15 protein-coding genes and 6 pseudogenes are annotated in these 25,850 nt (G+C 67.6%); 15 read left to right on the top strand and 6 right to left on the bottom strand.

What is annotated here, in order from left to right:
- Window positions 1-42: 42 nt before the first annotated feature.
- The 5 genes from RNL97_RS00435 to RNL97_RS00415 all read left to right on the top strand — a co-directional run bounded on the left by RNL97_RS00435 (window position 43) and on the right by RNL97_RS00415 (window position 13,278).
- Complete coding sequence (locus RNL97_RS00435) at window positions 43-3,597, top strand: laminin G domain-containing protein (RefSeq protein WP_313750253.1); 3,555 nt, start codon at window positions 43-45, stop codon at window positions 3,595-3,597.
- Between the two features lie 133 nt (window positions 3,598-3,730).
- Window positions 3,731-10,393 (top strand): RHS repeat-associated core domain-containing protein, encoded by a 6,663-nt coding sequence (locus RNL97_RS00430; protein WP_243316599.1) that lies wholly within the window; start codon window positions 3,731-3,733, stop codon window positions 10,391-10,393.
- A gap of 3 nt (window positions 10,394-10,396) precedes the next feature.
- Window positions 10,397-10,807, top strand: coding sequence for an SCO4402 family protein (locus RNL97_RS00425; RefSeq protein ID WP_415923329.1), 411 nt, complete (start codon window positions 10,397-10,399; stop codon window positions 10,805-10,807).
- 382 nt (window positions 10,808-11,189) lie between these two features.
- Window positions 11,190-12,785 (top strand): ISL3 family transposase, encoded by a 1,596-nt coding sequence (locus RNL97_RS00420; RefSeq protein ID WP_313750252.1) that lies wholly within the window; start codon window positions 11,190-11,192, stop codon window positions 12,783-12,785.
- A 58-nt stretch (window positions 12,786-12,843) separates the two neighbouring features.
- Window positions 12,844-13,278, top strand: a complete 435-nt coding sequence (locus RNL97_RS00415; protein WP_030593146.1) for a hypothetical protein — start codon at window positions 12,844-12,846, stop codon at window positions 13,276-13,278.
- A gap of 878 nt (window positions 13,279-14,156) precedes the next feature.
- Here the strand turns inward: RNL97_RS00415 and RNL97_RS00410 are convergent.
- A pseudogene (locus RNL97_RS00410) lies at window positions 14,157-14,423 on the bottom strand (ATP-binding protein); the annotation flags it as partial.
- A 278-nt stretch (window positions 14,424-14,701) separates the two neighbouring features.
- Here RNL97_RS00410 and RNL97_RS00405 point away from each other — a divergent pair.
- The 4 genes and pseudogenes from RNL97_RS00405 to RNL97_RS00390 all read left to right on the top strand — a co-directional run bounded on the left by RNL97_RS00405 (window position 14,702) and on the right by RNL97_RS00390 (window position 17,717).
- Entirely contained in the window at window positions 14,702-15,325 is a 624-nt protein-coding gene (locus tag RNL97_RS00405; protein ID WP_158709185.1) for a site-specific integrase, read from the top strand.
- The gene (locus RNL97_RS00400; RefSeq protein ID WP_106978485.1) at window positions 15,325-15,798 is read left to right on the top strand and encodes a tyrosine-type recombinase/integrase; all 474 of its coding nucleotides are present in this window, start codon (window positions 15,325-15,327) and stop codon (window positions 15,796-15,798) included. The genes RNL97_RS00405 and RNL97_RS00400 overlap by 1 nt, the downstream gene beginning before the upstream one ends.
- Window positions 15,795-16,733: a tyrosine-type recombinase/integrase gene (locus RNL97_RS00395; RefSeq protein WP_030593155.1), complete on the top strand. Its 939-nt coding sequence runs from the start codon at window positions 15,795-15,797 to the stop codon at window positions 16,731-16,733. The genes RNL97_RS00400 and RNL97_RS00395 overlap by 4 nt, the downstream gene beginning before the upstream one ends.
- Window positions 16,730-17,717, top strand: a pseudogene (locus RNL97_RS00390) (tyrosine-type recombinase/integrase). The gene RNL97_RS00395 and the pseudogene RNL97_RS00390 overlap by 4 nt, the downstream one beginning before the upstream one ends.
- Before the next feature lie 167 nt (window positions 17,718-17,884).
- On the opposite strand, the gene RNL97_RS00385 reads toward RNL97_RS00390, so the two are convergent.
- From RNL97_RS00385 to RNL97_RS33175, 4 genes and pseudogenes are all read right to left on the bottom strand, one after another.
- Entirely contained in the window at window positions 17,885-18,718 is an 834-nt protein-coding gene (locus tag RNL97_RS00385; RefSeq protein ID WP_313750251.1) for an ATP-binding protein, read from the bottom strand.
- Window positions 18,715-19,560 (bottom strand): annotated as a pseudogene (locus RNL97_RS00380) (Mu transposase domain-containing protein); the annotation flags it as partial. The gene RNL97_RS00385 and the pseudogene RNL97_RS00380, both read right to left, overlap by 4 nt.
- Complete coding sequence (locus RNL97_RS00375; RefSeq protein WP_234313542.1) at window positions 19,457-20,044, bottom strand: hypothetical protein; 588 nt, start codon at window positions 20,042-20,044, stop codon at window positions 19,457-19,459. The gene RNL97_RS00375 and the pseudogene RNL97_RS00380, both read right to left, overlap by 104 nt.
- 406 nt (window positions 20,045-20,450) lie before the next feature.
- Window positions 20,451-21,101: pseudogene (locus RNL97_RS33175) on the bottom strand (recombinase family protein); the annotation flags it as partial.
- Here RNL97_RS33175 and RNL97_RS00365 point away from each other — a divergent pair.
- The 3 genes and pseudogenes from RNL97_RS00365 to RNL97_RS00355 form a co-directional block, all read left to right on the top strand.
- Window positions 21,100-21,834 (top strand): hypothetical protein, encoded by a 735-nt coding sequence (locus RNL97_RS00365; protein WP_030593165.1) that lies wholly within the window; start codon window positions 21,100-21,102, stop codon window positions 21,832-21,834. The pseudogene RNL97_RS33175 and the gene RNL97_RS00365 sit on opposite strands and share 2 nt — an antisense overlap.
- Before the next feature lie 59 nt (window positions 21,835-21,893).
- Window positions 21,894-22,307, top strand: a complete 414-nt coding sequence (locus tag RNL97_RS00360) for a hypothetical protein (RefSeq protein WP_050500247.1) — start codon at window positions 21,894-21,896, stop codon at window positions 22,305-22,307.
- Window positions 22,307-22,672 (top strand): annotated as a pseudogene (locus tag RNL97_RS00355) (transposase family protein); the annotation flags it as partial. The gene RNL97_RS00360 and the pseudogene RNL97_RS00355, both read left to right, overlap by 1 nt.
- Window positions 22,673-22,870: 198 nt before the next feature.
- On the opposite strand, the gene RNL97_RS00350 reads toward RNL97_RS00355, so the two are convergent.
- Window positions 22,871-23,749, bottom strand: coding sequence for a helix-turn-helix domain-containing protein (locus RNL97_RS00350; RefSeq protein WP_243316593.1), 879 nt, complete (start codon window positions 23,747-23,749; stop codon window positions 22,871-22,873).
- A gap of 130 nt (window positions 23,750-23,879) precedes the next feature.
- Between RNL97_RS00350 and RNL97_RS00345 the strand changes: the two genes are divergently transcribed.
- From RNL97_RS00345 to RNL97_RS00335, 3 genes and pseudogenes are all read left to right on the top strand, one after another.
- Entirely contained in the window at window positions 23,880-24,806 is a 927-nt protein-coding gene (locus RNL97_RS00345) for an alpha/beta hydrolase (RefSeq protein WP_313750250.1), read from the top strand.
- A gap of 89 nt (window positions 24,807-24,895) precedes the next feature.
- Window positions 24,896-25,036, top strand: a pseudogene (locus tag RNL97_RS00340) (aldo/keto reductase); the annotation flags it as partial.
- Window positions 25,037-25,107: 71 nt separating this feature from the next.
- Window positions 25,108-25,773 carry an NAD-dependent epimerase/dehydratase family protein gene (locus tag RNL97_RS00335; RefSeq protein WP_243316591.1) on the top strand — a complete coding sequence of 222 codons (666 nt, stop codon included), beginning with the start codon at window positions 25,108-25,110 and terminating at the stop codon, window positions 25,771-25,773.
- The last annotated feature ends 77 nt before the right edge of the window (window positions 25,774-25,850 follow it).

The following is a 25,850-nucleotide window of genomic DNA, read 5'->3' as shown; positions in this document are numbered from 1 at the left end:
GAGCTCCGGGCTTCGGCCGCGGCCGTGGCGGCGGGCGAACGTGTGGAAGTTGTGGAGGAGCGCTCCGAGCGGGAAACGGTCTTCGCCAACCCGGACGGGACGACGTTCACGATGGAGAAATCCATCGCTCCGGTCCGTGTGGCTCTTCAGGGGAAGTGGGTGGAACCCGACCCGACTCTGGTGCGCCATACAGACGGGTCGGTCGGTCCTGCCGCGGCCGCTGTGGACCTCTCGTTCTCCGGCGGGGGTGATGGAGCGGACCTCGTCACCATCGCCGAGGGCAGGCACTCCGTATCGCTCGGCTGGCCTGGTGCACTGCCCGCGCCACGTCTCGACGGAGAACACGCGGTCTACGAGGACGTCCTGCCGGACGTGAATCTGATCCTCACCGCGACTGTCGAGGGCTTCCGGCAGGTGCTGGAGGTGGAGACGCCCGAAGCGGCAGCGAACCCGGCGCTCAAGGCGATCGAGTACCGATTCGGCGCGAACGGGCTGACGATTCGCGCTGGCGCCGGCGGGGGAGCGGAAGCGTTGGACGGCAACGGCCGACCGGTCTTCCGCTCGCCCGCCGCCCGGATGTGGGACTCCGCCGGCGACGGCACTGCCGCCGCTTCTGCCCAGAGGTCGCTCCAGCGCGCCTCTCCCGTCGGGCCTCCTGCGGGTGAGCCCGTACCGGTCGGCCCCGTGGAGGAGACAGACCGACTGGCCGGCCCGGGCCCGGGTGATGCGTCCTCGGTGATGGATCTTCGCTTCACGGACTCGACGATGACGGTCGAGCCCGACGCCGAGATGCTGTCCAGCACCGATGAGAGGGACTTCCCGCTCTACATCGACCCGCCGGTCGAACTTAACGACTCCGAGCGCACGGTGCTCTCGTCGGACGGCGATGTGTTCTGGAACTTCTCCGGTGGCGACAACGGCATGAGCGTCGGCAAGTGCGGTTCGGCGGTCATCGGAGGCGTCTCGTACTACTGCGGCAACGGCTACGTGAACCGCATGTACTTCGAGTTCGACCCCGGAAAGCTCAAGGGCAAGCACGTCCTGGACGCCACCTTCGCCGTCACGGAGACGTGGTCGTTCTCGTGCGACGCGCGCTGGGTCGACCTGGAGCGTACGAACAACATCTCCTCGTCATCGAGGTGGCCCGGCCCCAAGAAGCTCGACCAGATGGGCGACCGCAACGTTTCGGCCGGTCGTGGCACCCACTGCACGCCGTCCCAGCCGCGCGCACCCATCGAGTTCCACGACTACGCGCCGGAGCCCGACGAGAACCTCACCCCGACCGTCCGCAGCTTCGCCGACGGGAAGATCCCCCGGCTGACGCTCATGCTGATGGCCAAGGACGAGTCCGACACGATCGCATGGAAACGGTTCGACGACGACGCCGTCCTGAGCGTCGACTACGTGGGCAAGCCGGCCAAGCCCAGCAACATCGGTCCCGTGGTGGGCACATCCCACGACTGCAACACGGTCGAATCCGCACCGGCGATCGTCACCGACGCCACCCCCCAACTGACCGCGACACCTCAGACGGCTTCCGGCGGCGAGTCCGGCGCGAAGCTCCGCGTGGCCATGGATGTGGACAAGAAGCAGAGCGACGGCACCTGGGTCAACGCGATGAGCGAGGCCGTCCGTCCCAGCAGCGGATACGTCGGCGACAACGTGAAGGTCACCTACACCACCCCAACCCTGCCGGAGAACACGCTCCTACGTATGCGCGCATGGACACGGTCCCACTACGCCTCCGAATGGCTGGCCGGACCGTCCAACGGCTCCACCACGGGATGGTGCTACTTCAAGATCGATAGTCAGGCGCCGAAGCCGCCGACCATCACATTCAACAGCACCGGGGCGGACTCCTACACTCCCTGCACGCCGAACGACTGCGTCCCGCACGGCAAACCGGGCAAGGCGGGCTCCTTCACGCTCGGCCCGGCGCCCGGCGACGTGAACATCGGCTATCGCTACAAGCTGACCAGCGGGTCCTACAGCTCAGGTTGGTCCTCCTACGTGCCGGGAGCCACCGCGAAGATCTTCCCCGTACCTCCTGTCTCCGGCACGATGACCCTGCATGCCGAAGCGAAGGACAACTACTACCCCGGTGCCGGCAACTCCGTCGACTTCGTGGTCAAGGAAGGCGACGGCCCTGTCGCCCGCTGGAACTTCGCCGAAGCGTCCGGCGCAGCCCTGGACACCTCCACCGCTGATCCGAGCCTGCGCGACGACGCGAACCTGACCGGTGGAGCGACCCGCACCGACCAAGGACGCCGGGGCGAGGTCACCGTCACCCCCGCGACCGAGACCGCGCCTGCCGTCAAGACAACCGACAGCGGCCTCAAGCTGAACGGCACCACGTCCTACGCGGCCACCAACGGGCCTGTCATCGACACCAGGGCCTCGTACACCGTCGCCGCATGGGTGCGCATGGACACCCCGACGCGCAACGCCACGGTATTCGGCCAGGACGGCGTCAACCGCAGCCCCTTCTATCTGGGGTACGAGCACACCAGCAAGAAGTGGTCCTTCCGTGAGGTGAACAGCGATGCCGCCGTCGGCACGCCGTTCTCCTATCAGAGAGTCGAGTCGAAGAACCCTGCGGTGCCGCTGGTATGGACGCACCTGGCCGGAGTGTTCAACGCCGCCGACAACACGATCAGCCTCTACGTGAACGGGGAGTTGCAGGGCACCACGCCGTTCACGACGGCTTGGGCCGCCACAGGGGCTCTGCAGATAGGCCGGGTTCACTGGTCGAGCGTGTACAGCGACTATTTCCCCGGAGTGATCGACGAGGCAGCCGTATGGCAGGAGGCCCTGACCGGGCCGCAGGTGGCGCAGGAGAGCGCCCTGGTGGCCGCCGACGGCAAGGCCTCGGTCGAACTCGTCGCCGCGTGGGAACCTGCCGGAGCGCAGGGGACGTCCCTGAAGGACGGTGTCTCGGGCTACGGCCGTGCCCTGGCCCTCTCCTCGGGCGCTTCGCTGACTGATGAGGGACTGGAGCTCGATGGCACCGCCGGAGCGGGTACGACAGCCGGCCCGGTGGTGGACGACTCGGGGTCCTTCACCGTCACCGCACAGGCCGTGGTCGACGGGGCGAAGATCCTGACGAAGCCGAACGGCTACAAGGCACAGGTTCTGGGCCAGCGCACCGCGACCGGCTCCTCATGGAGCCTGTGGTTCGAGAAGACCGGCACGAGACAGGAACCGGAATACGACGAGAACGGCGATCCGGTCGTCGACGAGAACGGCAACTTCAAGACCGTCACCGTTCCCGTCGGCCGCTGGAACTTCGGACGCCTGACCGCGGACGGCAGCGGCACATCCGTGCAGAGCATGGAAGAAGCCCTGGTGGATTCGGAGACCCGCCTCACCGGCGTCTACAACGCGCAGGACCGGACGATCCAGCTGTATCTCACGTCCGACCAGCAGACCAGCGACGGCGTCGCCTACTCCGCACAGGCCGGAACCGGAGAACTCGCGGCCGGCAAGGGCTATCTCGGATCCTGGGGCAACTTCCTCCCCGGCCGGCTCAACGACATCCGCCTCTGGGCGGGAGCGCTGAGCGACAGCGAGCAGGTCTCCGACGTCGTCGGAACCTGAGCTCCACCGCGCACCCCGCACTCTCGGGCGTGACCGGCTCCGTACGCGCCGGTCACGCCCGCACCCCCGCACTCCACCCTGCTGTCCCGCCCGCGAGCGGTTCGGCTGCCGCTCCCGGAGAGAAGACGTGTCCGTGTCCCGATCTCTTCCCGCCTTCCTGAGGCGCACCACGCCAGGCCGCTTCGGCTCCGGAGGCACTCGGCGGTTCCGCGTGCCCCTGGTCGGGGCATTGGCGCTCGCCCTCTCCGTACCCGCCGGCCTCGCCCCGATGGCGATGGCCGCGGACCCCCTGGGACGTCCCGACGTTCCGGCGCCCCGGATCAGCAAAGTCAAGGCCGTCCCGGCCCTGGGGACGAGCAAGGCGCGCGAGCGGGCGGCGAAGAACAAGGCCCTTAACGCCCGGCAGGCGGCACAGGCCCGCAGCGAGCACGCGTCCCGCTGGCCCAAGCCGTCACGGAGCGACCAGGAGATATCCGGGAAGCGGGGAACGGCGGGCGCCGGACCCGTGTCCCTGTTCGCGCCTCGCCCTTCGAAGGCCTCCTCCCGTGCCGCGAAGCCCGCACCGGCAGCCGCCGGCACCGCCAGCGTGAACGTCCTCGACCAGAAGACCGCTCGCGGCGCGGGCGTCACCGGTGTGGTGTTCACCGCCGCGGTCGACTCGCCGGGCAAGGCCGGGCTGACCGTCGACTACTCCTCCTTCGCCGACGCGATCGGCGGAAACTGGGGCTCGCGCCTCGGTCTAGTGTCACTGCCCGCCTGTGCGCTGACCAGCCCGCAGAAGCGGGAGTGCCGTACACAGACCGCCGTGCCGTCCCGGAACGACACCGTCGCGCAGACCCTCTCCGCACAGGTGGTCGTACCCCGGGCTGCCGCCGCCAGGAGCGGCACGTCCTCGGCGGCCGTCTTCGCCGTGACGGCGTCCGCCACCCCGGCGTCCGGCGCGGGCGACTACAAGGCGACGCCACTGGCCGCGTCCTCCAGCTGGGAGGCCGGCGGCTCGTCGGGATCGTTCACCTGGTCCTACCCCCTCAGCGTGCCGCCCGCGGCCGCAGGACCGGCGCCCTCGCTGTCGGTCTCCTACGACACGGGCAGTGTCGACGGCCGGACGTCGAACACTAACAACCAGGGCTCCATGCTGGGCGAAGGGTTCGATCTCACTTCTTCGTACATCGAGCGCAAGTACGGTTCGTGTGAGGACGACGGCCAGGACGACAAGGTCGACCAGTGCTGGAAGTACGAGAATGCCTCCCTCGTTCTGAACGGCAAGGCGACGGAACTCGTCAAGGACGATGCCTCGGGCGTCTGGCGTCTGAAGAACGACGACGCCTCCCAGGTCACCCATGAGACCGGCGCCGCCAACGACGACGATGGCGACGACATCGCTGGTGGCAAGGGCGACGGTAAGGGCGAGTACTGGAAGGTCACCACCGGCGACGGCACGGTCTATACCTTCGGTCTGAACAAGCTGCCCGGCGCGGGCACGGAGCGGACCAACTCCGTCTGGACCGTCCCCGTCTTCGGCGACGACTCCGGCGAGCCCGGATACTCCTCCGGCACCAGCTTCTCAGGCCGTGCCAAGGTCCAGGCGTGGCGTTGGAACCTCGACCTCGTCACCGACATCCACGGTAACGCCTCCACGTACTGGTATAAGGCGGACACGAACCACTACGCCAAGAACGGCGACAAGGACAAGCTCGCCGAGTACACCCGCGGCGGCTACCTCCAAGAGATCAAGTACGGTCAGCGTTCCGACACCTTGTTCACTGGCAACGCGTCCGGGAAGGTGTCCTTCGACTACAGCGAGCGCTGCACCGCCGACGACTGCTCCTCACTGACCGAGGACACAGCGAAGCGGTGGCCGGACGTCCCCTTCGATGCCATTTGCGCGGCCAGTGAGACCGACTGTCGCGCCACAGGGCCGTCCTTCTTCACGCGCAAAATGCTCACCTCCATCGATACGCAGGTGTGGTCCACGGCCGCCGAGCCCGACGCGTACAAGCCGGTGGACAGCTACGCGCTCGCGTACCAGTTCCTGGACGGCGGGGACATCGGCAACCCCTCGGACAAGACGCTCGTCCTCAAGTCGCTCCAGCGGACCGGTAAGAACGGCGGATCCGTCACCGTACCGCCGGTGGAATTCGGCTACCACATGCGGCCCAACCGGGTCGACGCCACGGACAACATCCGCCCGCTGACCCGCCCCCGCGTCAACACGGTCACCACGGAGACCGGCGCGATCACCACGGTCACCCTCTCCGACCCGCAGTGCGTCCGGGGCAGCAAGATGCCCAAGGCGGAGGACGACAACAACCTCTCGTGCTATCCGGTCTACTGGCCGGCCAACGGCGGCGAACCGATACTGGACTGGTTCCACAAGTACAACGTCCTCGCCGTCACCACCTCCGACCCCGCGGGCCAGAACCCCGCGGTGGAGAACTCGTACACCTACGAGAACCCCGGCTGGCACTACAACAACGACCCCTTTACCCCCCAGGACGAGCGGACCTGGTCCAGCTGGCGCGGATACCAGAAGGTCACCACGTACACCGGGGACACCGACCACCCACAGTCCAAGACGGTGCGCCTTTACATGCAGGGCATGCACGGGGACAAGCGCCTCGACGGCACGACCCGCAGCGCCCAGGTCCTGGGGATCGACGTCGCGGGCCTGAACGCATCCGACGCCACCGACCTGGACGTCTACTCCGGGTTCCTGCGCCAGGAGATCACCTACAACGCCGCGGAGCCTGTCTCCGTCTCCTTCAACAACATCTGGTACCACGAGACCGCAAGCCAGCAGCGTTCATACGCCAACACCAAGGCGAACTTCGTCCGCACCGCGCGCACGTACCAGAACACCTACCTGCCCGTCAGCAACACCTGGCGGCGCACCAGCACCACGTACACGTACGACACCACCTACGGCATGGTCACCCGGACCGAGTCGAATGGGGACATGGCCAAGTCAGGCGACGAAACCTGTAGCCGCACGTGGTACGCGCGTAATCCCTCCGAGGGGCTGACCAACCTCGTCTCCCGTACGCGCGTCGTCGGCTCCGCGTGCATGGACTCCGCCGGGGCGACCATCACCGACGACAAACTGAACCTCCCGGCGAACTCCGCGAGCCGCGGAAACGTCCTTTCCGACACCGCGGCCGTCTACGACAACCCCTCCGCAACCGGCTGGACCGCTTCCCAGACCCCGACCCGCGGGCTCGCCACCTGGGCAGGAAGAGTCAAGGCGTATCCGGCTGCCGCAGGAACCACCGACCGTCACCCTGCCGCCAACGGTGGTTGGCAGGCTATCGGCAAGACTTCATACGACTCTCTTGGCCGCCCGCTCACTGTTGTGGACGCCAAGGGTCAACTCGCCTCTACTGCGTATTACCCCGCAGCGGCCGGCCCGCTGACCTCGACCATTGTCTCGTCTCCCAAACTCGTCTCCTCCAACGGCCAGATCCACAAGTCGTACTCCTACCTGGACCCGGCACGCGGATCGGTAACCAGCACACTCGACGCCAACCTCAAGAAGACCGAGAGCACCTACGACGCGCTGGGCCGCCTCACCGCCACCTGGGCGCCGAACCGGACGAAGGGCATCGACACGCCCTCGGCGAAGTACAACTACAACTTCGCGCGTGACAGCCAGCCCTGGACCTCCGTCAGCACTCTCAGGGCCGACGGCCAGACCTACCAGACCAGTTACGCCATCGCCGACGCCCTGCTGCGTCCGCTCCAGACCCAGACCGAATCCCCCCTCGGCGGCCGGATTCTCACCGACACCAGCTATGACTCCCGCGGACTCGCCTACGAGACCTACGCGGACATCTACGACAACCTCAAGGCCCCGAACGGCACCTACGCCCGCGCTTCCTACGCCCACACCCCGGCGCTGACCCGGACAACCTTTGACGCGGCTGCCCGGCCCACGAAGACCACGCTCACCGTGTTCGGAGTGGACCGCTGGTCGACCACCACCAGCTACACGGGCGACTCGACCGCCACCACCGCCCCCCAGGGCGGAAACGCCTCGCGCACCATCACTGACGCGCTGGGCCGCACCACGGAGACCCGCACCTACGGGGGCATCACCCCGACGGACACGGCGTACGGGGCCGCGACCGGCACCCCGTACACCCGGGTGAAGTACGACTACACCCGGGACGGCAAACCGTCCGTGATCACCGGCGTCGACGACGCCAAGTGGAGCTACACCTACGACCTGTTCGGCCGCGAAGTCACCGCGACCGACCCGGACAAGGGCAGCACCAGCACCGAGTACACCGACCTGGACCAGGTCGCCCTCACCAAGGACGCGCGCAACGCGAAGCTGCTGTACGGGTACGACGAACTGGGCCGCAAGACCGGCCTGTGGCAGTCCGAAAAGTCGGACGCGAACAAGCTCGCCGATTGGACCTACGACACGCTCCTGAAGGGCCAGCCCGACGCCTCCACCCGCTACGTGGGCGGAGCCGCAGGCAAGAAGTACAAGAAGCAGGTCACCGCATACGACACGCTCGGCCGCGCCACCAGCACCGACGTCGTGCTGCCGGCCGATGACCCGCTGGTCACCTCCGGGGCCGTCACCTCCACCCTCACGTTCGGAACGGCGTACCTCCCGGACGGGAGCGTCGCCAACACCAAGGAGCCGGGAGCCGGCGGCCTCACCGCTGAGATCGTCTCGCCCAAGTACAACTCCACCGGTCTGGTGACGGAGCTCTCGGGCACCAGCACCTACCTGCTTGGCGTCACGTACTCCGCCATCGGCCAGGTCGAACAGCTCTCGCTGGGAGCGGGCGCGAAGAGCACCTACATCACCAACAAGTACGAGCCGGGGACCGGCCGGCTCACCCGCAGCCATGTCACGGACCAGACCCACCCGTACATGCTCCAGGACCTCAACTTCGCCCGAGACGAAGCCGGCAACGTACTGTCGATCCTCGACCCCACGACGCTCGGCGGCACCGCCGAGGCCGACAACCAGTGCTTCGCCTACGACGCACACCGTCGCATGACCGAGGCCTGGACCCCGAAGTCCGCCGACTGCGCGACGTCCGGCCGCACCACGGCCAACCTCGACGGCGCTGCGCCGTACTGGACGAGCTACACGTACAACAGCGCGGGCCAGCGCAGCACCGAGACCACCCACACCGCGACCGGCGACGCGACCACCAACTACGAGTACAAGACGCCGACCGGCCAGCCCCACCCCCTGGTGAAGACCACCGGGGCCAAGGCCGCCACGTACAGCTACGACCTGGCGGGCAACACGACCACCCGCCCCGGCACCCAGGCCAACCAGACCCTGGCGTGGAACTCCGAGGGCGAACTGGCCTCCACCACCGAACCGGCGGCCGGGACCAAGCCCGCGCTGGGCACCGGCTACCTGTACGACGCGGACGGGGAACTGCTGATCCGCCGCGCGACCGGCGACGGAGACACGGTCCTCTACCTCGGCTCGACCGAGGTGCGCCTCACCGTAAAGGGCGCCGCGAAGACGGTCACCGGCACCCGCTACTACAGCGCCGCAGGTCAGACGCTTGCCGTCCGCACGGCCACGTCGGGCACGGGCGGCACCAAGCTCAGCTTCCTGGCCGCCGACCACCACGGCACAAGCAGCATCGCCACCGACGCCACCACACAAGCCGCCACCAAGCGCTACAGCACACCGTTCGGCGCTCCGCGCGGGCCCAAACCGACTTCCTGGCCAGACGACAAGACGTTCCTGGGCAAGCCGACGGACTCCGCGACGGGACTGACCCACATCGGCGCTCGCGCGTACGACCCGGGCATCGGCCAGTTCATCAGCGTCGACCCGCTGCTCGAAATCGACAAGCACCAGACGCTCAACGGCTACAGCTACGCCGGCCAGTCCCCGGCCACGAACTCCGACCCGACCGGAACCTGCCTGGACCCGGGTAACGGCAGATGCCAGCCGGGGGACAACAGCGGCAAACCCGACCCAGCGTTCCCGACCAACAGCAGCTCACCTCCCGGAGACGGCGGCCCGGGTTACAACGGCACGTCGCCCAGCGGCGGCTCTGGTGGCACCAACGGCAGTGGGGGCGGGAGCGGGGGCGGCGGAGGAGTCACCACTTTTGTTGTCGGGCCCAACGGGATGGTCTGCAGTAACCTCGGCTGCGTCTCTCTGCAAAAGCCTGACCCTGTCGGAGAGTCTCTGCTCGGCTTGCTGAGAAATGCTGCCTACGGGGCGGAACTTCTGTACACCCCGTTCAATCTGGACTGCTGGGGTGACAATCAGGAGGCTGGAGGGTGTGATCTCGGTGCCCAATATGATGCTTGGGCTGCCGAACAAGGGATGGATACGCAGTCTGATAGCTACCTGGTTCCAGGTGCTTTGGCGGCCATGTTCGGTATGGGCGGTGCCGCGCGCCGACCCGGCGGGAAGGGTGGTGGATCAGGCCTCCCCAAGTCCTACGGCGTCGGATGGTTCCCTGAGGGCGCAGCCGGGAAGGTCCCGCGTGCGTCTGGTTGGACCGGTCCTGAGATGACTCGGAGCATGAGGGCCTCGGTAAAGAAGGGCGGGTCGATCAAATATGGGTTCGTCTGGAGAGGACCCAAGCAGGCCAGCATTCGAATAGACAGAGGTGATCCGAACGGTGCTGATTCTCAAAAGGTGGACCATGTGGTGATTAACAGCGGTGGCGCCATCATCGGTCGCGACGGCAAGCCGCTGCCTCAGGTTCAGGGTGGGACGTTGAAGAGCGGACATGCGGCAGGCCACATACCATACAGCGAGTGGATCAATTGGAAGAAGTGGGACTCCCCGGAGTGAGCCATGCCTGATACATGTGTGCAATATCCCGAGATGAGGGCGCTGATATTGGAGCACCTCACGAGGTTGGCCGACCCTGCTTGGCGTGCATCGAACCTGAAAGAGGATAATTCGGCGGAACTCGATTTCGACGACCTAGTGAATTTCCTCTACGACACGAGTGGTCTATTGAATGATCCTCGTGGGGCGCTTGGCTTTACTTTGGGCGGCCTCGATGAAGTGGAGGCAGTTCAGCGCCTCAGGGATGCCTTCGAGACCGCCATCGAGGAGGGAGGGCTCTCCGGCGAGAGCCCAGGAACTGATCCCCTGTGGGATTTGATCGGAGATGAAGCGGCAACTGTCGTAGACGTGCTGTCCGCACGTGGATTCGGGGGTGACAATCCGAGTCCGGATGAAGGCACGAGTCCTTCTTAAATCGAGAGGGAGGTGTGCTTAACTCGCCATCCACGTCCGAGGCGGATCTTGGTGCGGGTGCGGGTGCGGGTGCGGGTGCGGGCCGGGAGCCGGGCAGCTGCTGGAGTCCGCGCCGCCGTGGCAGTTATGCGGCTCGCCCCCACGTCGCGGTACCCGGGCGGCCAGCTCGGCGGCCGTTGATGGACGGCGTGGTCGTGTGCGCAGCCGTCGCAAAGACGGCGCGGCCGTTGTGCTTTCCGTCGTGGCTTCGTTCACATGAAGTGGTTCTGGCTCAAGTTCCGTGACCTGCGCACGCTGAGTCACGGTTCGTGGTGGTGTTGGGCTCCTGGAAGTCGCCTAAAAGTGATCCGTGGTGACCTCGGGTACCTGACAGTTCGGGATCGTGGAAGTCCTCCGGCTGGAGGAGTTGCTGTTCCCGTCGATCGCGGACGTGTCGGTGGTGTCGGTGGACGTGAGCAACGAGACGATACGAGTCGAGGCCCGCAGCACAACGACCGGTTCGGCGTGTTCGGGCTGCGGGAACTGGTCGATCCGGGTTCATAGCTCCTACCTGCGGTTTCCTGCGGATGTTCCCAGCGCGGGACGCCGGGTGGTGCTCTGTCTGCGGGTCCGCCGCTTCGCCTGCCCGGTCGCTGCGTGCGGGCGGCGGACGTTCGTTGAGCAGGTGCCTGGATTGACCCGGAAGTACGGCCGGTGGACCGAGCGTCTGCGTTCGACGCTGGCGGCGGTCGGCCTCGCCCTGGCTGGCCGGGCGGGAGCTCGGATGGCCGGCGTCTTTGGGGTGTCCGTCAGCCGCAGTACGGTGCTGCGGCTCGTCGAGGCTCTGCCCGAGCCGGATCTGCCCGCCCCGAGAGTGGTCGGCGTCGATGAGTACGCGACGCGCAAAGGCCGGCACTACGGCACGGTGCTGGTCGACGTCGAAACGCGACGGCCGGTGGACCTGTTGCCAGACCGAGAGGCATCGAGCCTGGCCGCATGGCTGGCCAAGAGGCCAAGGATCGAGGTTGTCTGCCGGGATCGGGCTCCCTTCTTCGCCGAAGGCGCCACCGTCGGGGCACCGCAGGCAGTGCAGGTCGCGGACCGCTGGCATCTGTGGCACAACCTCAGCGAAGCCGCCGAACGGTGCGTCGCCGACCATCGGGGCTGCCTGCGAGGCACCGCACCCGAGCCATCTCGACAGGTCAGGAAATCAGAAGAACCAGCTGACCCAACTGGCTCGCCGTGGCCCACCGGCCACCGGTTCGCCGACAGGACCCGGTCCAACCATGCCGCCGTCCACGCCCTGCTGGCGGCCGGCCACAGCCGCCGCGCGATCCAACGCCAGCTCGGGATGACCTACCGCACGGTCAAGCTCCTCGCCGACGCCACCACCCCGGAAGACCTCTTCCACGGCCAGTGGCAGGGCCGCCCCTCCGTTCTCGACGAGTACAAGCCCTACCTGGACGACCGCTGGAACCAGGGCTGCACCAACACATGGAAGGTATGGGAGGAGATCGTGCCACTCGGCTACAAAGGCAGCTACCAGCGAGTTCGCGCCTACTTCCGCACCAAACGCCTTTCGGCCGATCCGGGCACCGCACCCCCGCCCTCACCCCGCACCGTCGCCGTCTGGATCCTGCGCCACCCCGACTCCGTCTCCGAGGTCGAACAGCTCCAGCTCAAGGCCGTCCTGGCCCACTGCCCCGAACTGGAAGCCCTCACCCGACATGTCCGCTCCTTCGCCCAGATCCTCACCGAGCGACAGGGGCAACGGCTGCCCGAGTGGCTCGACGCGGTCCGCCAGGACGACCTGCCCGGTCTCCATACCCTCGCCGCCGGCATCGATCGCGACCGGGCCGCGGTCATCGCCGGGCTCACGCTGCCCTGGAACTCGGGCGTCGTGGAAGGGCACGTCAACCGCATCAAGATGCTCAAACGCCAGATGTTCGGCCGAGCCGGCTTCGCACTCCTGAGGAAACGAGTACTCCTCGCTCCCTGACTGATGACCACACGTGAAACGCTTCCGACATCGATCAACCCCACTGCAGGAGCCGCGAATGTCCAGGACCACCGACATCGATCTCGTGTTCGCACGTGCCGTCACAGTGGACGCCGTGGTGCGAGCCTTGGCCGGTGAGGGGTGGTCGCTGCAGGAACCCCTTGGTATCTCCCACATGGTCAACAACGACGGCCTGTTCGACTGGCAGTCGGCTTCAACTGACCAGGCAGCTGAGGTCCTGACCGTGGTGGACTCACCGGACAACATTGACTACCTCGTCGGCGTCTGCATCTATCACTCAACCGCGGCAACCGGTGGTCAGCTACTTTTTCATGCTGGCCGATCGCACTGTTCCTTCATCCCGACGATCGACCGGCGAAGGCTCTCCGGAGCGCCAGCCCTGACCGACATGGCGTGGTATCTGAACGCACTGGTACCGCCCCTGCTCGCCATAGGGCTGGCCAGCTACGAAGCGAGAGACCTTGGCGACTGAGACTCGTTCGTCATCAGCTGGGTCGACGTGCGGGCAGCACGCGTACTCAGATCGATCCTCGCCCTGTCCAGCCGGTGTCACTCACGGCTACACGATCACGGAAATTGAGCCAGAGCCCATGAAGTATCAGCGATTGGTCAGCACTTCGGGCAGCAGTTGACGATCTTGAGTGCCGTGGATGTTCACGAGAGATGACGTCATCCAACAGTGGGCCTGACCGCAGTTCCGTGAAGGGGCTTGGAGCGGCTTGCCCCGGCAGTAGGAGCGAGCGGAAAACCTCGGCTTCCACATCTCCGCGCGACTACTGTGCCGCTGGTAGATCGTCCCGCCCGACGAAGGGAGCTGGGTTGTGCTGACCACTACGCACCCGCCGTAGGCGCCTCTGGAAAGCCCAGAGGGCCTTACGGAGGCTCCTGATGTCCCGAACTGTCCGCACGACTCCCAGTCAGCTCCGCGTCCGAGAGGGCGCGTCGGAGTCCACGTTCCTGTATGACCTGCGCTACGCGAACGCTGAACTGGCCCAAGCAGCCCGTGAAGGCCGTCGCCCTGCCCCGGCGAAGACGCTGCGGCGGATCACCTCTTGGCAATGGATGGTGCTGTACTGCAGGAAGGGATCGTTCTCCGGCGAGATCGCTTCGGCTGAGGGCCGCGACCGGCTCCAGGGGCGCCTCGAGGCCCAGCGGATCCGCGGGCTGCACCGCGCTGGCCACGACCTTGACGACGCAGATATACCGCCGGTCCGCCACCGTCATGGTGTGCTCTGGAATGCCTGGTAGAGGCAAAGAACCCAGGACTGACCGGTACTCACGAGCGCAGGAAGTGCGTACCAGCCCTCCGCGCCGGGGGGCGGAGGGCCGTCGGGTAAGAGCCTGCGGTGGTCAGCCGGCCTTGGCTGGTTCTTCGGCTCGGGCTCGGGTGCTGGCGAGGCGGTAGGAGTCGGTGCCGGTCTCGATGATGGTGCCGTTGAAGGTGAGGCGGTCGACGATGGCCGCGCAGAGGCGGGGGTCAGTGAAGGTCTTGATCCAGCCGCCGAAGGACTCGTTGGAGGCTATGGCGACGCTGTTCTTCTCCTCGCGTTCGGTCAGGACCTGGAAGAGGAGTTCTGCGCCGTGGCGGTCGAGTTCCATGTAGCCGAGCTCGTCCAGCTATGCGGATATCCGCATAGCTGGACCTATGCCGAGACCGCGACTATGCTGGAGCCGTGTGCGTTGTTCCGCTCCTTCGTGGGGTTTCGGCTGTGCATGGCTCTGCATAGTTTCCGTGCCGGGCAGCCTCCGTGAGCGAGGGGGCAGGGTGCTCCCGCGAGGGGGTGGCGATGCCGTTCGGAAGTACGCGTCGGAAGGCGGGTGTCCTGACCGCACAGGTCGAGGGCTACCGGGCATGGTTGGCGGAGCGCGGGTACACGGCCCAGACCTCCAGGAACATGCTCAAGGATCTGGGGCAGGTGGGACTGTGGCTTTCGGAGCAGGGCCTCGATGCTGCTGATCTGGACGAGGGTCGGCTGAAGCAACACCTTTCCGACCTGCGGAAGTCGGGTCGTTGCCGGGTGGCTGGGCCGCGCGGCATGGTCCCGCTGCTGACGTTCTTGCGTGAGGCCGGAGTGGTGCCAGTGCCGCGGGTGACACCGTCGCCGGCGGAGGATCTGCTGGAGCGGTACAGGTGGTGGATGGAATCCGAGCGTGGCCTGTCGGCGTCGACGATGCTGCGCTACGGGAACACCGCCCGGCGCTTCCTGACCGAACAAGCGATGGCCGACGGGGAGTTCGCGCCGTACGGTCTGACCGGGGCGGACCTGAACGCGTTCCTGCTGCGGGAGTGTTCCAGGGTCTCGGCGGGCTCGGCGAAGGGACGGGTGGCCGAACTGCGGTCCCTGATGCGGTTCCTGCACCTGCACGGCGTCATCCCGATGAAGCTCGGCGGCGCGGTGCCTCCAGTGGGTGGGTGGCGCTTCGCCTCCGTGCCGCCGACGATGGCGACCGGTGATGTTCAGCGGTTGTTGGACCACACTCCGCGCCAGGGGTCGGCGTCCGCGACTACGCGATCCTGATGCTGGTCGCCAGGCTCGGGCTGCGCTCGATCGAGGTAGCCCGGCTATTGCTGAACGACGTGGACTGGCGTTGCGGCGAGATCGTTGTCCGCGGCAAGGGACGCCGTGAGGACCGGCTCCCCCTTCCGGCTGACGTCGGCGAAGCCTTGGTCGCGTACTTGTCCGGTGCAAGGCCCCGCCTGGATGCCCGTCACGTGTTCCTGACCTGCAGGGCTCCGCATGGTCCGATCCGGGCGGACCTGGTCGGCGACGTCGTGGAACGAGCCTGTCTGCGGGCCGGTTCGCCCAAGGTCGGGCCGCACCGGCTGCGCCATGCCCTGGCCGCCGACATGCTCCGCAACGGCGCCGGTCTCACGGCGATCGGCCAGGTTCTCCGGCATCAGGACCTGGCCACGACCGCGCTCTACGCGAAGGTCGACTTCATCGCGCTGCGCGCGGTCGCACAGCCCTGGCCCGGGACGGAGGCGGCATGACCGATCTCCACCAGGCGCTTGCTGACTACCTGCGGCTTCGCCGTTCGCTGGGGCACCAGATGGCCGAAGCGGCGTATCTGCTGCCGGACTTCGTGAGCTTCATGGACAACCGTGGCGAACAGACCGTGACCGTGGCCGTGGCCGTCGCGCTGGACTGGATGAAGACCCGCGAGCCCGAGGTGGTCACGACGGTCAGCCCTCGACGGATCACCGCGGTCCGCGGGTTCGCCCGCTATCTGAGCGGAACCGACCCGGCGACCGAGGTGCCTCCACTGGGGCTGGTGCCCTACAACCGGCGCCGGGGTCAGATCTTCCTCTACTCCGACGCCGACATCGCAGCGATCATGGCCGCGACCGAAGACACCATCCCTCAGCCATTGCGGGCGGCGACTTATTACACGCTGATCGGGCTGCTGGCCGCGTCCGGCCTGCGCATCGGCGAGGCCATCAAGCTGGACCGCGACGACATTGACTGGCCCCAGGGCGTGCTGCACATCCGCGAGTCCAAGTTCGGCAAGTCCCGGCTGGTCCCGCTGCAGGGCAGCGCCACGAACGCGCTGCGCGAGTACGACAGGCTTCGCAAGGATCTGATGCCCAGGCCCAAGGACCCCGCGTTCTTCATCTCCCTCACTGCCAAGCGGCTCATCTACGCCTGCGTTCATCCGGTCTTTCGGGCCCTGGTCGACGCCGCCGGCGTCGGCCGCGATGCCCCGCACAGACCGCGACTGCACGAGCTGCGACACACCTTCGCCGTTCGCACTCTGCTGCACTGGTATCGCACCGAGGACAACGTCCAGGCGCGGATCCCGTCGCTGTCGACCTATATGGGACACCGCGAACCGGCCTGCACCTACTGGTACTTGTCGGCGGCACCGGAACTGCTCGCTCTGGCCGCCGCACGCCGCGACGGCGTCCGGAAGGCGGCCCGCTCATGACTCTGATCGCACCCACCTTGCAGTCATTCTTCATCGACCGGCTTGCCCGCCAGCGCCAGGCCAGCCCGCGTACCATCGCCGCCTACCGCGACGCACTCCGCCTCCTGCTCGGCTTCGTCCAGCAGCGGACCGGAATTGCTCCGGCGAAGCTGGACTGGAACGACCTGAACGCGCTCGTCCTCCACGTTCCTGAATCACCTGGAGGACGAGCGCGGCAACAGCACGAGAACGCGCAACGTCCGCCTGACCGCGATCCGCTCCCTGTTCTCCTACGCTGCCCTCCAACATCCCGAACACGCTCTGCTCATCCAGCGGGTCCTGGACATCCCGCCGAAGCGGTACGACAAGAGGACCGTCACGTTCCTGACCAGCCCAGAGGTCGACGCGCTGCTGACCGCGCCGGATCCGAAACGATGGGAAGGACGACGGGACAAAGCCATGCTGGCACTGGCTGTCCAGACCGGCCTGCGCGTCTCCGAGCTCACCAGCTTGAACTGCGGCGACATCACTCTGGGCGACGGCGCCGCCGTCCGCTGCGAGGGGAAGGGACGAAAGGAGCGCAGCGTCCCGCTCGACCGTCCCGTCCAGAACCTGCTGGGCTCCTGGCTCAACGAACGCGCCGGCCGCAGTGGCGACCCCCTGTTCTGCACCCGCACCGGCCGGCGCCTCAGTCGCGACGCCGTCGCGCAACGCTTGAGCACCCACGCCAAGACCGCGGCGCGAACCTGTCCGTCTCTGCTGGACAAGAGCATCCACCCGCACGTCCTGCAGCACAGTTGCGCGATGTCGTTGTTGCAGGCCGGAGTGGACACCACGGTCATCGCGCTCTGGCTCGGCCATGCCGGCGTCCGCTCCACCGACGCCTACGTCCACGCCGACATGACCATCAAGGAGAAGGCGCTCGCGCTGACTGCGCCCGTCACCGCCCGGCCGGGCCGCTACCGGCCCACCGACAAAGTCTTGGCCTTCCTCCACCGCTTGTGACTATGCCGAGGAAACTCAAATGGTTTGCTTCCCCGAGGCCGGGCTGGGAGTGTCGGAGCGACATACGGGCAGTCGAAGGAGCAGACGGTGGCGCTGGTCAAGAAGGGTTCCCGGCGCATCGTCGTGGACGGCGTCACCTACCGCTGGCGCGTCCGCCACAAGCCGACCTACTGCCAGTCAAACGGCTGGGGTCCGCTGACGTTCGCGGTCGAGGACGCCACCGTCCCGGGAACCGTTCTCGTCGTCGAGACCGGCTCGCACCACCCCGAGAACTGGTTCGGTCTGACGACCAGGCCGGTCGTTCCCGCTGATGTCGCCCAGGCCATCCGGACCGCCCTCACGCAGGGATGGACGCCATTCGCCAACGGATCACCCTTCCATCTCGACGTCTCAAACGCAGACCAGACAGGCGAGGATGCAACCGTCGCCAGCGGATTGTCGGCATAGTCGCGGTCTCGGCATAGGTCGATGCAGAGGAGGTCCACGCGGCCGTAGCGGGCAATGGTCTTGTTCAGCTGCTTCTCGTCAGCGGCCTCGACCAGCTCGTTCACCAGTTTCGTGGCGAGCGTGTAGCGGACGCGGTAGCCCTTCATGGCGGCCTCGGTGCCCAGGGCGATGAGCATGTGGGACTTGCCTGTGCCGGAGTCACCGATCAGGCAGAGCAGCTGGCTCTTCTTGATCCATTCACAGCTGGCGAGGGTGTGGACGGTGGCGGCGTCGATGTTCGGGTTGGCGTCGAAGTCGAAGGCGCGCAGGGACTTCTCCCGTGGGAAGCCCGCTGCTTTGATCTGTCGTTCCGAACGGCGCCTGGCGCGGTCGTCGCACTCGGTCATCAGCAGCTCGGCGAGGAAGCCGCGGTAGGTCATCTGGTCCTTGATCGCCCGATCGACGATCTCGTTGAACTCGTTGCGGATCGACGGAAGCCGCAGCAGGCGGCAGGCGGTGTCGATCGCCGCGTCGGCGGCCTGCTCGGTCAAGCCTCGCTGGCGGGGCAGGGTCACTGGGCTTCTCCCTCATGGTGGTCGCTGCCGCTGGTGCGGCGGCGTCGTAGCAGTTGGTCGTAGGGGGTCACTGACGGCAGCGGCCGGGTGTCCGGGGGAAGGTGTGCCAGGCGCCACTCGTGCAGCGGCGTGACGGTCGCCGGCGCCTGCCGGGCATCTGCGGAATGGATGTGCCGATGATCGGCTCGTCTTCCGCCTGTGCGGCCTTGCGAGCCTCCAGGGCAACAGCGTCGGCGGTCAGGGCGCCGGCCCGCAGCGCGGTGGCCAGGCCCGCGACGACATGCTCGTGGGCGAGGTGACGGTTCAGCAGTAGGACCTCGATCAGCGCCCGGGTGCCGTCCCGCTCGCCGTGGACCTTGCGGGCCTGGGCCCCACCAGGCGTCGTGGACCGGGGTGAACTTGCCTGCGGACCGGGCCTGTTCCAGGGCCGTCGCGCCGGGGAAAGCGCCGGGCTTGCGAATGAGGGCTTCGAGGTAGTGGTCCAGGTCCAGGCGCAAGCCGCCCTTCGCGATCAGCCTCTCGTGCCGGGCCACCTCGACGTTCCTGTCGTAGACCACCAGGTGAGAGGCGTGCAGGACGACGCGCACCCGCTTGCCGATGAAACGGGTCGGGACCGAGTAGCGGTTGGTTCGGACGTTGATCTGGCTGTAGCGGTCGACCCGTGGCGTGAACAGCCGGCCCGTCTCGAAAGGCTCCTGAGGCAGCGGCATCAGCAGCGGCTGTTCGACGGCGAAGTACTCATCCACGGTCCGCGGCCGCGAGCCGATCCGGCGGTGCCCGTCGCGCAGGTCCCACTGATCGACCATCTCGTTGAGCTCGGCGAGGGAGTCGACTTCCGGGACCGAGCCGGAGCAGGGTGTAGCCGTCGAGACTGTCGTCGCGCTTGCGGGCCTCGATGTAGAGGGCGTAGTGGGCGGGGGCCATGCCGATGTCGTCGGGCAGGGGCAGGCCCTTGGCGGCGTGGGTGAGCATCGCGTAGCCGGGCTGCCAGAAGCCGAGGATCGCGGTGGTGGGGCAGCGCAGCCAGCCGCGTTCGGTGTAGCCGAGCTGGCGGCCGCGGAGGTAGGCGTTGGCGTGCGAGGTGTCGGGGTGGACCAGGGTGACGGCGATCAGGTCGGGACCGTGGTCGTCGCCGGGGCGGGTTTGCGCGCGTTCCACGAACGGGCCGACGCGCACGGCGATGTCCCGGGCGCTGCCTGTGTCTGGTGTCCAGGGCTCGGGGTTGCGCAGGGCGGTGAGCATCGCCTGGAACTGGTCGACGACGGGCTGGTCCTCGGCGGTTATTGCGCCGGGGGCGTGGCCGCAACGGCGGAAGCGGCGGATCATCGGGCGGTCTCCTGCTCAGCGTGGGCGGTGTGGGGGCTGGTGGGCGTCTTGAGGACGCGCGGCAGGTGGACGTGCAGGTGCTCGACAACGACCTCGCGCCGCGGTCGCGCTGCTGGAGGGCGGTGAAGTCGGCGTGTGCCGTTTCGACGGCCTCCGGGTACGCCTGGGTCTTCTCGTGCTCGGCCAGCGCCCGGTAGATGCTGGAGAGGCTGGGGCTCTGTCCCTTGCGGCGGCCAGCGGGGATGGGGAGGTCGGGCTGGATGTCCTCGACGGTCTCGCCGTTCGCGCGGCGGCGGAGCACGGTGTGCAGCATGTCGTCGGTGATGACCGGCGGTCGGCCGCCGTGGTTGCCCTTGCGGGCCGCGGCGTTCAGCCCTTCGAGGGTGGACTCCCGGATGTTCTCCCGTTCCGTCTCCGCCATTGCTGCGAAGAACCCGAACAGCAGGCGCCCCGGTCCACTGGGGTCGTACATCCCCTGGAGAGGGCCGGCGAGCATCTCCAGGACCAGGCCGTGGGCGGTGAGGTGATCAGCGAGCGCTGTCAGCTCCGCGGCGTCGCGTCCCAGACGCTTCATCTCGTTCACCGTGAAGATGACGCGGCAGTGCGGGGCGTGGGCCTTGATCTCCATCGAGGCTGCGAGCGCGGCCTCGAACTGCGGGCGAACCCGCATCCGGGTGCTGATCTTTTCGGCGAAGATCTTGTCCCGTGGGATGCCGTGTCCGGCGAGCGCGTCAAGCTGCGACTGGAGTTCCTGGGTGAGGTTGGAGCACCGCGCGTACCCGATGCGGAGGTCCGCGGTCGGGGTGTCGTGATCGACAGGCGCGGGCGCCGGGGTACCGGGCCGCCACGGCTGGCCGGGGCTGCGGTCGGCTGATCGAGTGACCCTGGCCGAGTTGAGGCCGTGGCGTGGGACCCGGGATGGTGTGCCTCCCGCGTCCTCGACCTCATGAAGCCGGCGTCCGCGGCTGATCGCCCACTGGCTGAGTACGATCACCCACACCGGTCTGAGTATGTGAGCGGCTGCCCGTCGCGCGCGGCGCCGGAAGGGTGGGGTCATGCGCCGACTACTGCTGCTAGCCCCGCTGTTGCTGCTCACTGCCGGCTGCGGCGTGGTGCAGTCCAGCGAGGTCGAGGCGACGGACGTTGCGCGGGAGGTGGCCACGAGGGCGGGTAAGTTGCTGCGCAGCCAGCGCCCCCGCACGGCGGAAGAGGTCGGACGCTCCGCCACGGGTATCGACGGTGTGGAGGTACTGCGGGTGACGGGTACTTCGACACACGACGGGGACGGCGTCGATGTGATTGTCCGTACGCCCGGATCGGCGTACAACGAATGGTTCGACGTCCAGGAGATCGTCGTACGTCGCTGCTTCGCCGTACGAGTGTCTCCCAAGTCGCGGTGGGGGGAGGCCCCCCGCGACGTGGACTGCCCGGATGGCCCTCCGCTGTCTTTCGCTCCGCCACCCGAACCGCCCCGGCTGCCTTTCAAGGAGCTCCGCGCGTCACTTCCCCGGGTGGCGGCGGGCAGCCAGGTGGACGAGGCCAGGGTGCGCCGTACGCTCGCCGCCCTCGACCTGGATCCTGCGATCCGTACCGAGGTGAAGGCGTACGGCGGGCGGGTCGGCGTTCTCCTGTCAGTCCAAGGTAACCACTTCGACCCGCAGGACTGCCTCCTCGCCCGCGTAGAACCGGGCACTACCGAAGTATGGATGCCGCCCCGTATCCAGCGGATGCCCGGAGAGGGCGGTTGCACAGTCGGCAACGCCCTGCACCCGCTGCCTCCACCGCATTGAGCGGATGCCTGGCGCATGCGTGCCGGGCCCACAGCCGAGGAAGAGCGAGGATCACCGCCATGCGATACGCACGACATGCCAAAGGGGCCCTGACCGTCACCGCCGCCACAGCGGCCAGTCACACCCTCATGGCTTCCGGCTACACGTGGGCCCGCGACAGCGCAGCCGCAGGCGACACGGTGTTCTCCGGTGCGTTCGAATTCCTGGTCACGACGGCCGCCTCCTGGGCTCTGATGCCCCTTGTGCTGTGGGCTGGCATGCGGGCGATGGGGGAGGTCGGCAACACAGTGATGCTGGCCACCGGTGGGCTGTTCTGGGTAGGGCTCTCGGGGTACTTCATCGACGACATCGACCGCACGGGCGGCCAGATACCGATCCTGGCTCTGACCGCATATGTTCTTCTCTGCACAGGACTTGCAGGGACCGGTCCCAGCACCGCAGCTGAGACGGCAGCGGAGCCCAACCTCAATTGAGAACGGACCCGGTCGGGGAGATTCTGTGGCTGTCGCCGGCGCTGCCGGGCCGAACCCACGACCTGACGGCCGCCCGCACCCACAAGCTCCTTCGGATCTGCGTACGCCAGGGCGTCCCGATCCTGGCCGACATGGCCTACATCGGTGCCGGCGGCTGGGTCACCACCGCCAAGCGCCGCCCGCCAGGCGGCGAACTCACCACCACCGAACAGACCGCGAACCGGGCTCTGTCCGCAGCCCGTGCACCCGTCGAACGAGGCATGGCACGACTGAAGTCCTGGCAGATCTTCCGCAGATCCCGCATCAGCCCCACCCGCATGACCGTCATCGCCAGAGCCATCCTCACCCTGGAGAGGCAACGCTGAGAACGCCCATTTCCCAGAACATGCCTGGTTCCACTTTTGAGTGAGAACGAGTTGTGACAGTGAATCCGCGACCCGGACCGCTTCCGTCGACTGTTCTTGATCTTGCTCCGAGAAAGGGTCGTTTTGGGGGCCACCTGTCCCGCGTGCCTGAGCGCCAAGGCGATGGGGTGGCGGATCCGGACGCGTCGGACCGCCGGATCAGTCGTGGGGGGTGTCGGCCGGATGTGTAGTCGGGGCGGGGATGGTCTGCCAGGAGCTGAGGATCCGCAGTGCGTGCTCCTCAGGGGTGCCAGGTTCGGCGGTGAGGACCATGAACATGACGTCGGGGTCGTTCGGACTGGCCCAGGTGTCGCAGTCGAGGGTGAGGGAGCCGACGAGGGGGTGTCGGAAGCGTTTGGGGCCGTAGGTGGTGTGGGAGACGATCCGTCCGTTCCACCACTCGCGGAATTCGGGGCTGCGTACCGACAGCTCGCCGACCAGTGTGGCCAGGCGCGGGTCGTCGGGGTTGCTGGCCGTCTCCATCCGCAGCAGTGCCGCGCTGAGCCGGCCCGCGTCCTCCCAGTCGGTGAAGAGGCTGCGCATGGCCGGGTCGAGGAACAGCAGTCTGGTGTAGTTGCGCTCGGATGGCGTCAGCTTGCCGAAGTCCTGGTAGAGGGCCGCTGCGGCCGTGTTCCAGGCGAGGATGTCGTTGTAGCGGCCCAGCACCATCGCCGGCAAGTGGCCGAGGGCGTCGAGCATCCACTGCACCGACGGCCGCACCCGCTGCCCAGCGCGGCGGCGCGGGGCGGGGGTCTTGCCCGCCAGCTCGTACAGGTAAGCCTGCTGTGCCTCGTCGAGCCGCAGCGCCCGCACCAGGGAGGCAAGGACGGTCGCGGAGGCCCGCACGCGCCCCTGCTCGATGCGGGTGTAGTAATCGGTGCTCATCGTGGCAAGGCGGGCGACCTCGTCGCGGCGCAGCCCCGGGACACGCCGCAGGGTCCCGTCATCGACGAGACCCACCTGCGCGGGCGTCAGCTCGGCCCGGCGAGCCTTGAGGAAAGCACCGAACTCGGATCGGGATGAACGCGAATCGGACATGACACCACTATGCTTCCACCGTGCCGCGGACTCGGGCCGTCAAGGGGGGAAAGAATCTTCCCCGGCACGCCTTTCCCCAGGCAGGAACCTTCCTCTCCCGAACACGGGTCACAGCGAGCACGGTGGGGTCATGCGAACCGATGTGACCTTCACCAGCGCCGGGATCACCCTCGCCGGCCACCTGTACACCCCCGACACCGCTGCCGACGGCCCGCTCGCCGCCGTGGTCGTCGCTCATCCCGGCGCCGGCGTCAAGGAGCAGACCGCCGACGCCTACGCCCAGCGACTTGCCGACGCCGGATTCGTCGCGCTCACCTACGACGCCGCCTATCAGGGCGAGAGCGGCGGCACCCCCCGCGGCACCGAGGACCCCGCCCAGCGTGTCGAGGACATCAAGAACGCCGTCTCCTACCTCACCACCCGCCCGGAGATCGGCTCCGACCGGATCGGCGCCCTGGGCATCTGCGCCTCCGGCGGCTACGTCATTCCCGCCGCGGTCACCGACCACCGCATCCGCGCGGTCGCGACGGCCGGCGCCGTCGACCTCGGACTGTACTTCCGGGTCGGCCCCGACGGCACCCAGGACCCCGCCGCCCTCCAGGCGCTGCTCGACGCGGCGGCCGCGGCACGCACCACCGAGGCGGCCGGCGAGCCGCTCCCGACGATGTCCGTGCGCCCGACTGAGGAAGAGGCACGCGCCGGCGGCCGCTACTCCTACGAAGCCTGGGAGTACTACAGCACCGACCGCGGCCGGCACCCGCGCCAGGCCGACGAGTTCACCTTCTCCAGCGTCGACAAGATCATGAACTTCGACGCCTTCCACCTCATCGGTCTGCTCGCCCCGCGACCGCTCCTGATGGTCGCCGGCAACGAAGCGGCCACCGCCTGGATGTCCGAGGAAGCGGTCAAGAAGGCCAACGAGCCCAAGCGGCTGCACTGGATCGAAGGAGCCAGTCACGTCGACCTCTACGACCGCTACGTACCCCAGGTCACCACCGAACTCCTCCCGTTCTTCACCCAGAACCTCGCGGCGCAGACCGCGCACGCGACGGTCTGACACCCCCACCCCCGGCGGAAGCGGTCGCGTGGCCCGGGCGACATTCGCGGCCACGCAACCGCTCCCGTTCGCCATGAAGGGGAAACCTCTTGAGGTCCTTGGACTCCTACATCACGCTCGGCCGTTCCGGGCTTCGGGTCAGCCCCCTGGGGCTGGGCACCATGACGTTCGGCGAGGACCACGGCTGGGGGTCGAGTGTCGAGACCTCCGAGGCGGTCCTGACCGATTACCGTCCGCTTCCCCGTCTGACCCATCCAAGGCAATCCGGCCGACCACCCCGTACGGCAGAAAAAGGATCACTGTGCGCATTGTCATCTTCGGAGCCACCGGCATGGTTGGGCAGGGAGTGCTGGAAGCCTGCCTGCGCGACGAGGAGGTCACCGACGTCCTCGCCATAGGCCGTACATCCACTGGTCGTGCCCACCTCAAGCTCCGCGAACTCCACCACGAGGACTTCACCGACTTCACCGCGGTCCAGGACCATCTGGCCGGTTTCGACGCCTGCTTCTACTGCCTGGGCACCTCCGCCGTCGGCATGAACGAGGCAGACTACCGTCTGGTCTCCTACGACTTCCCCCTGGCCGCCGCCCGCGCCCTGCTGACCGCCAGCCCCGGCCTCGTCTTCACCTACGTCTCCGGCGTCGGTACCGACGGCACCGGCAAGACCCGCATGATGTGGGCACGCGTCAAGGGCGAAACGGAGAACGCCCTGCTGGAGCTGTCACCGCGGGCACACATGTTCCGCCCCGCGTTCATCCTTCCTCTCCCCGGCACCACGGCGAAGACTGCGTCCTACGTCCTGCTGTACAAGGTGATCGGCCCGCTCTACCCGGTGCTGCGGCGCATCGCGCCGCGCTACGTCACCACGAGCCTGCAACTGGGCCAGGCCATGATCCGGACCGCACGCGGCGGCGTGTCCCGCCGAGTGCTGGCCACAGCCCACATCAACCAACTCGCCGCCTCCTGATGGCCGGTACCGTAACGACCACGGCCGCGACGCGGCAGAGAGGGGAACCCTGCGATCTTCAAAATGCCCTTCGTTTC

Origin of the sequence: Streptomyces parvus, assembly GCF_032121415.1 — a bacterium.
In the GTDB taxonomy this organism is placed as follows: Bacteria; Actinomycetota; Actinomycetes; order Streptomycetales; family Streptomycetaceae; genus Streptomyces; species Streptomyces globisporus_A.
Note: the sequence above shows the minus strand (reverse complement) of the source record. Positions and strands in the feature narration are given on the sequence as shown.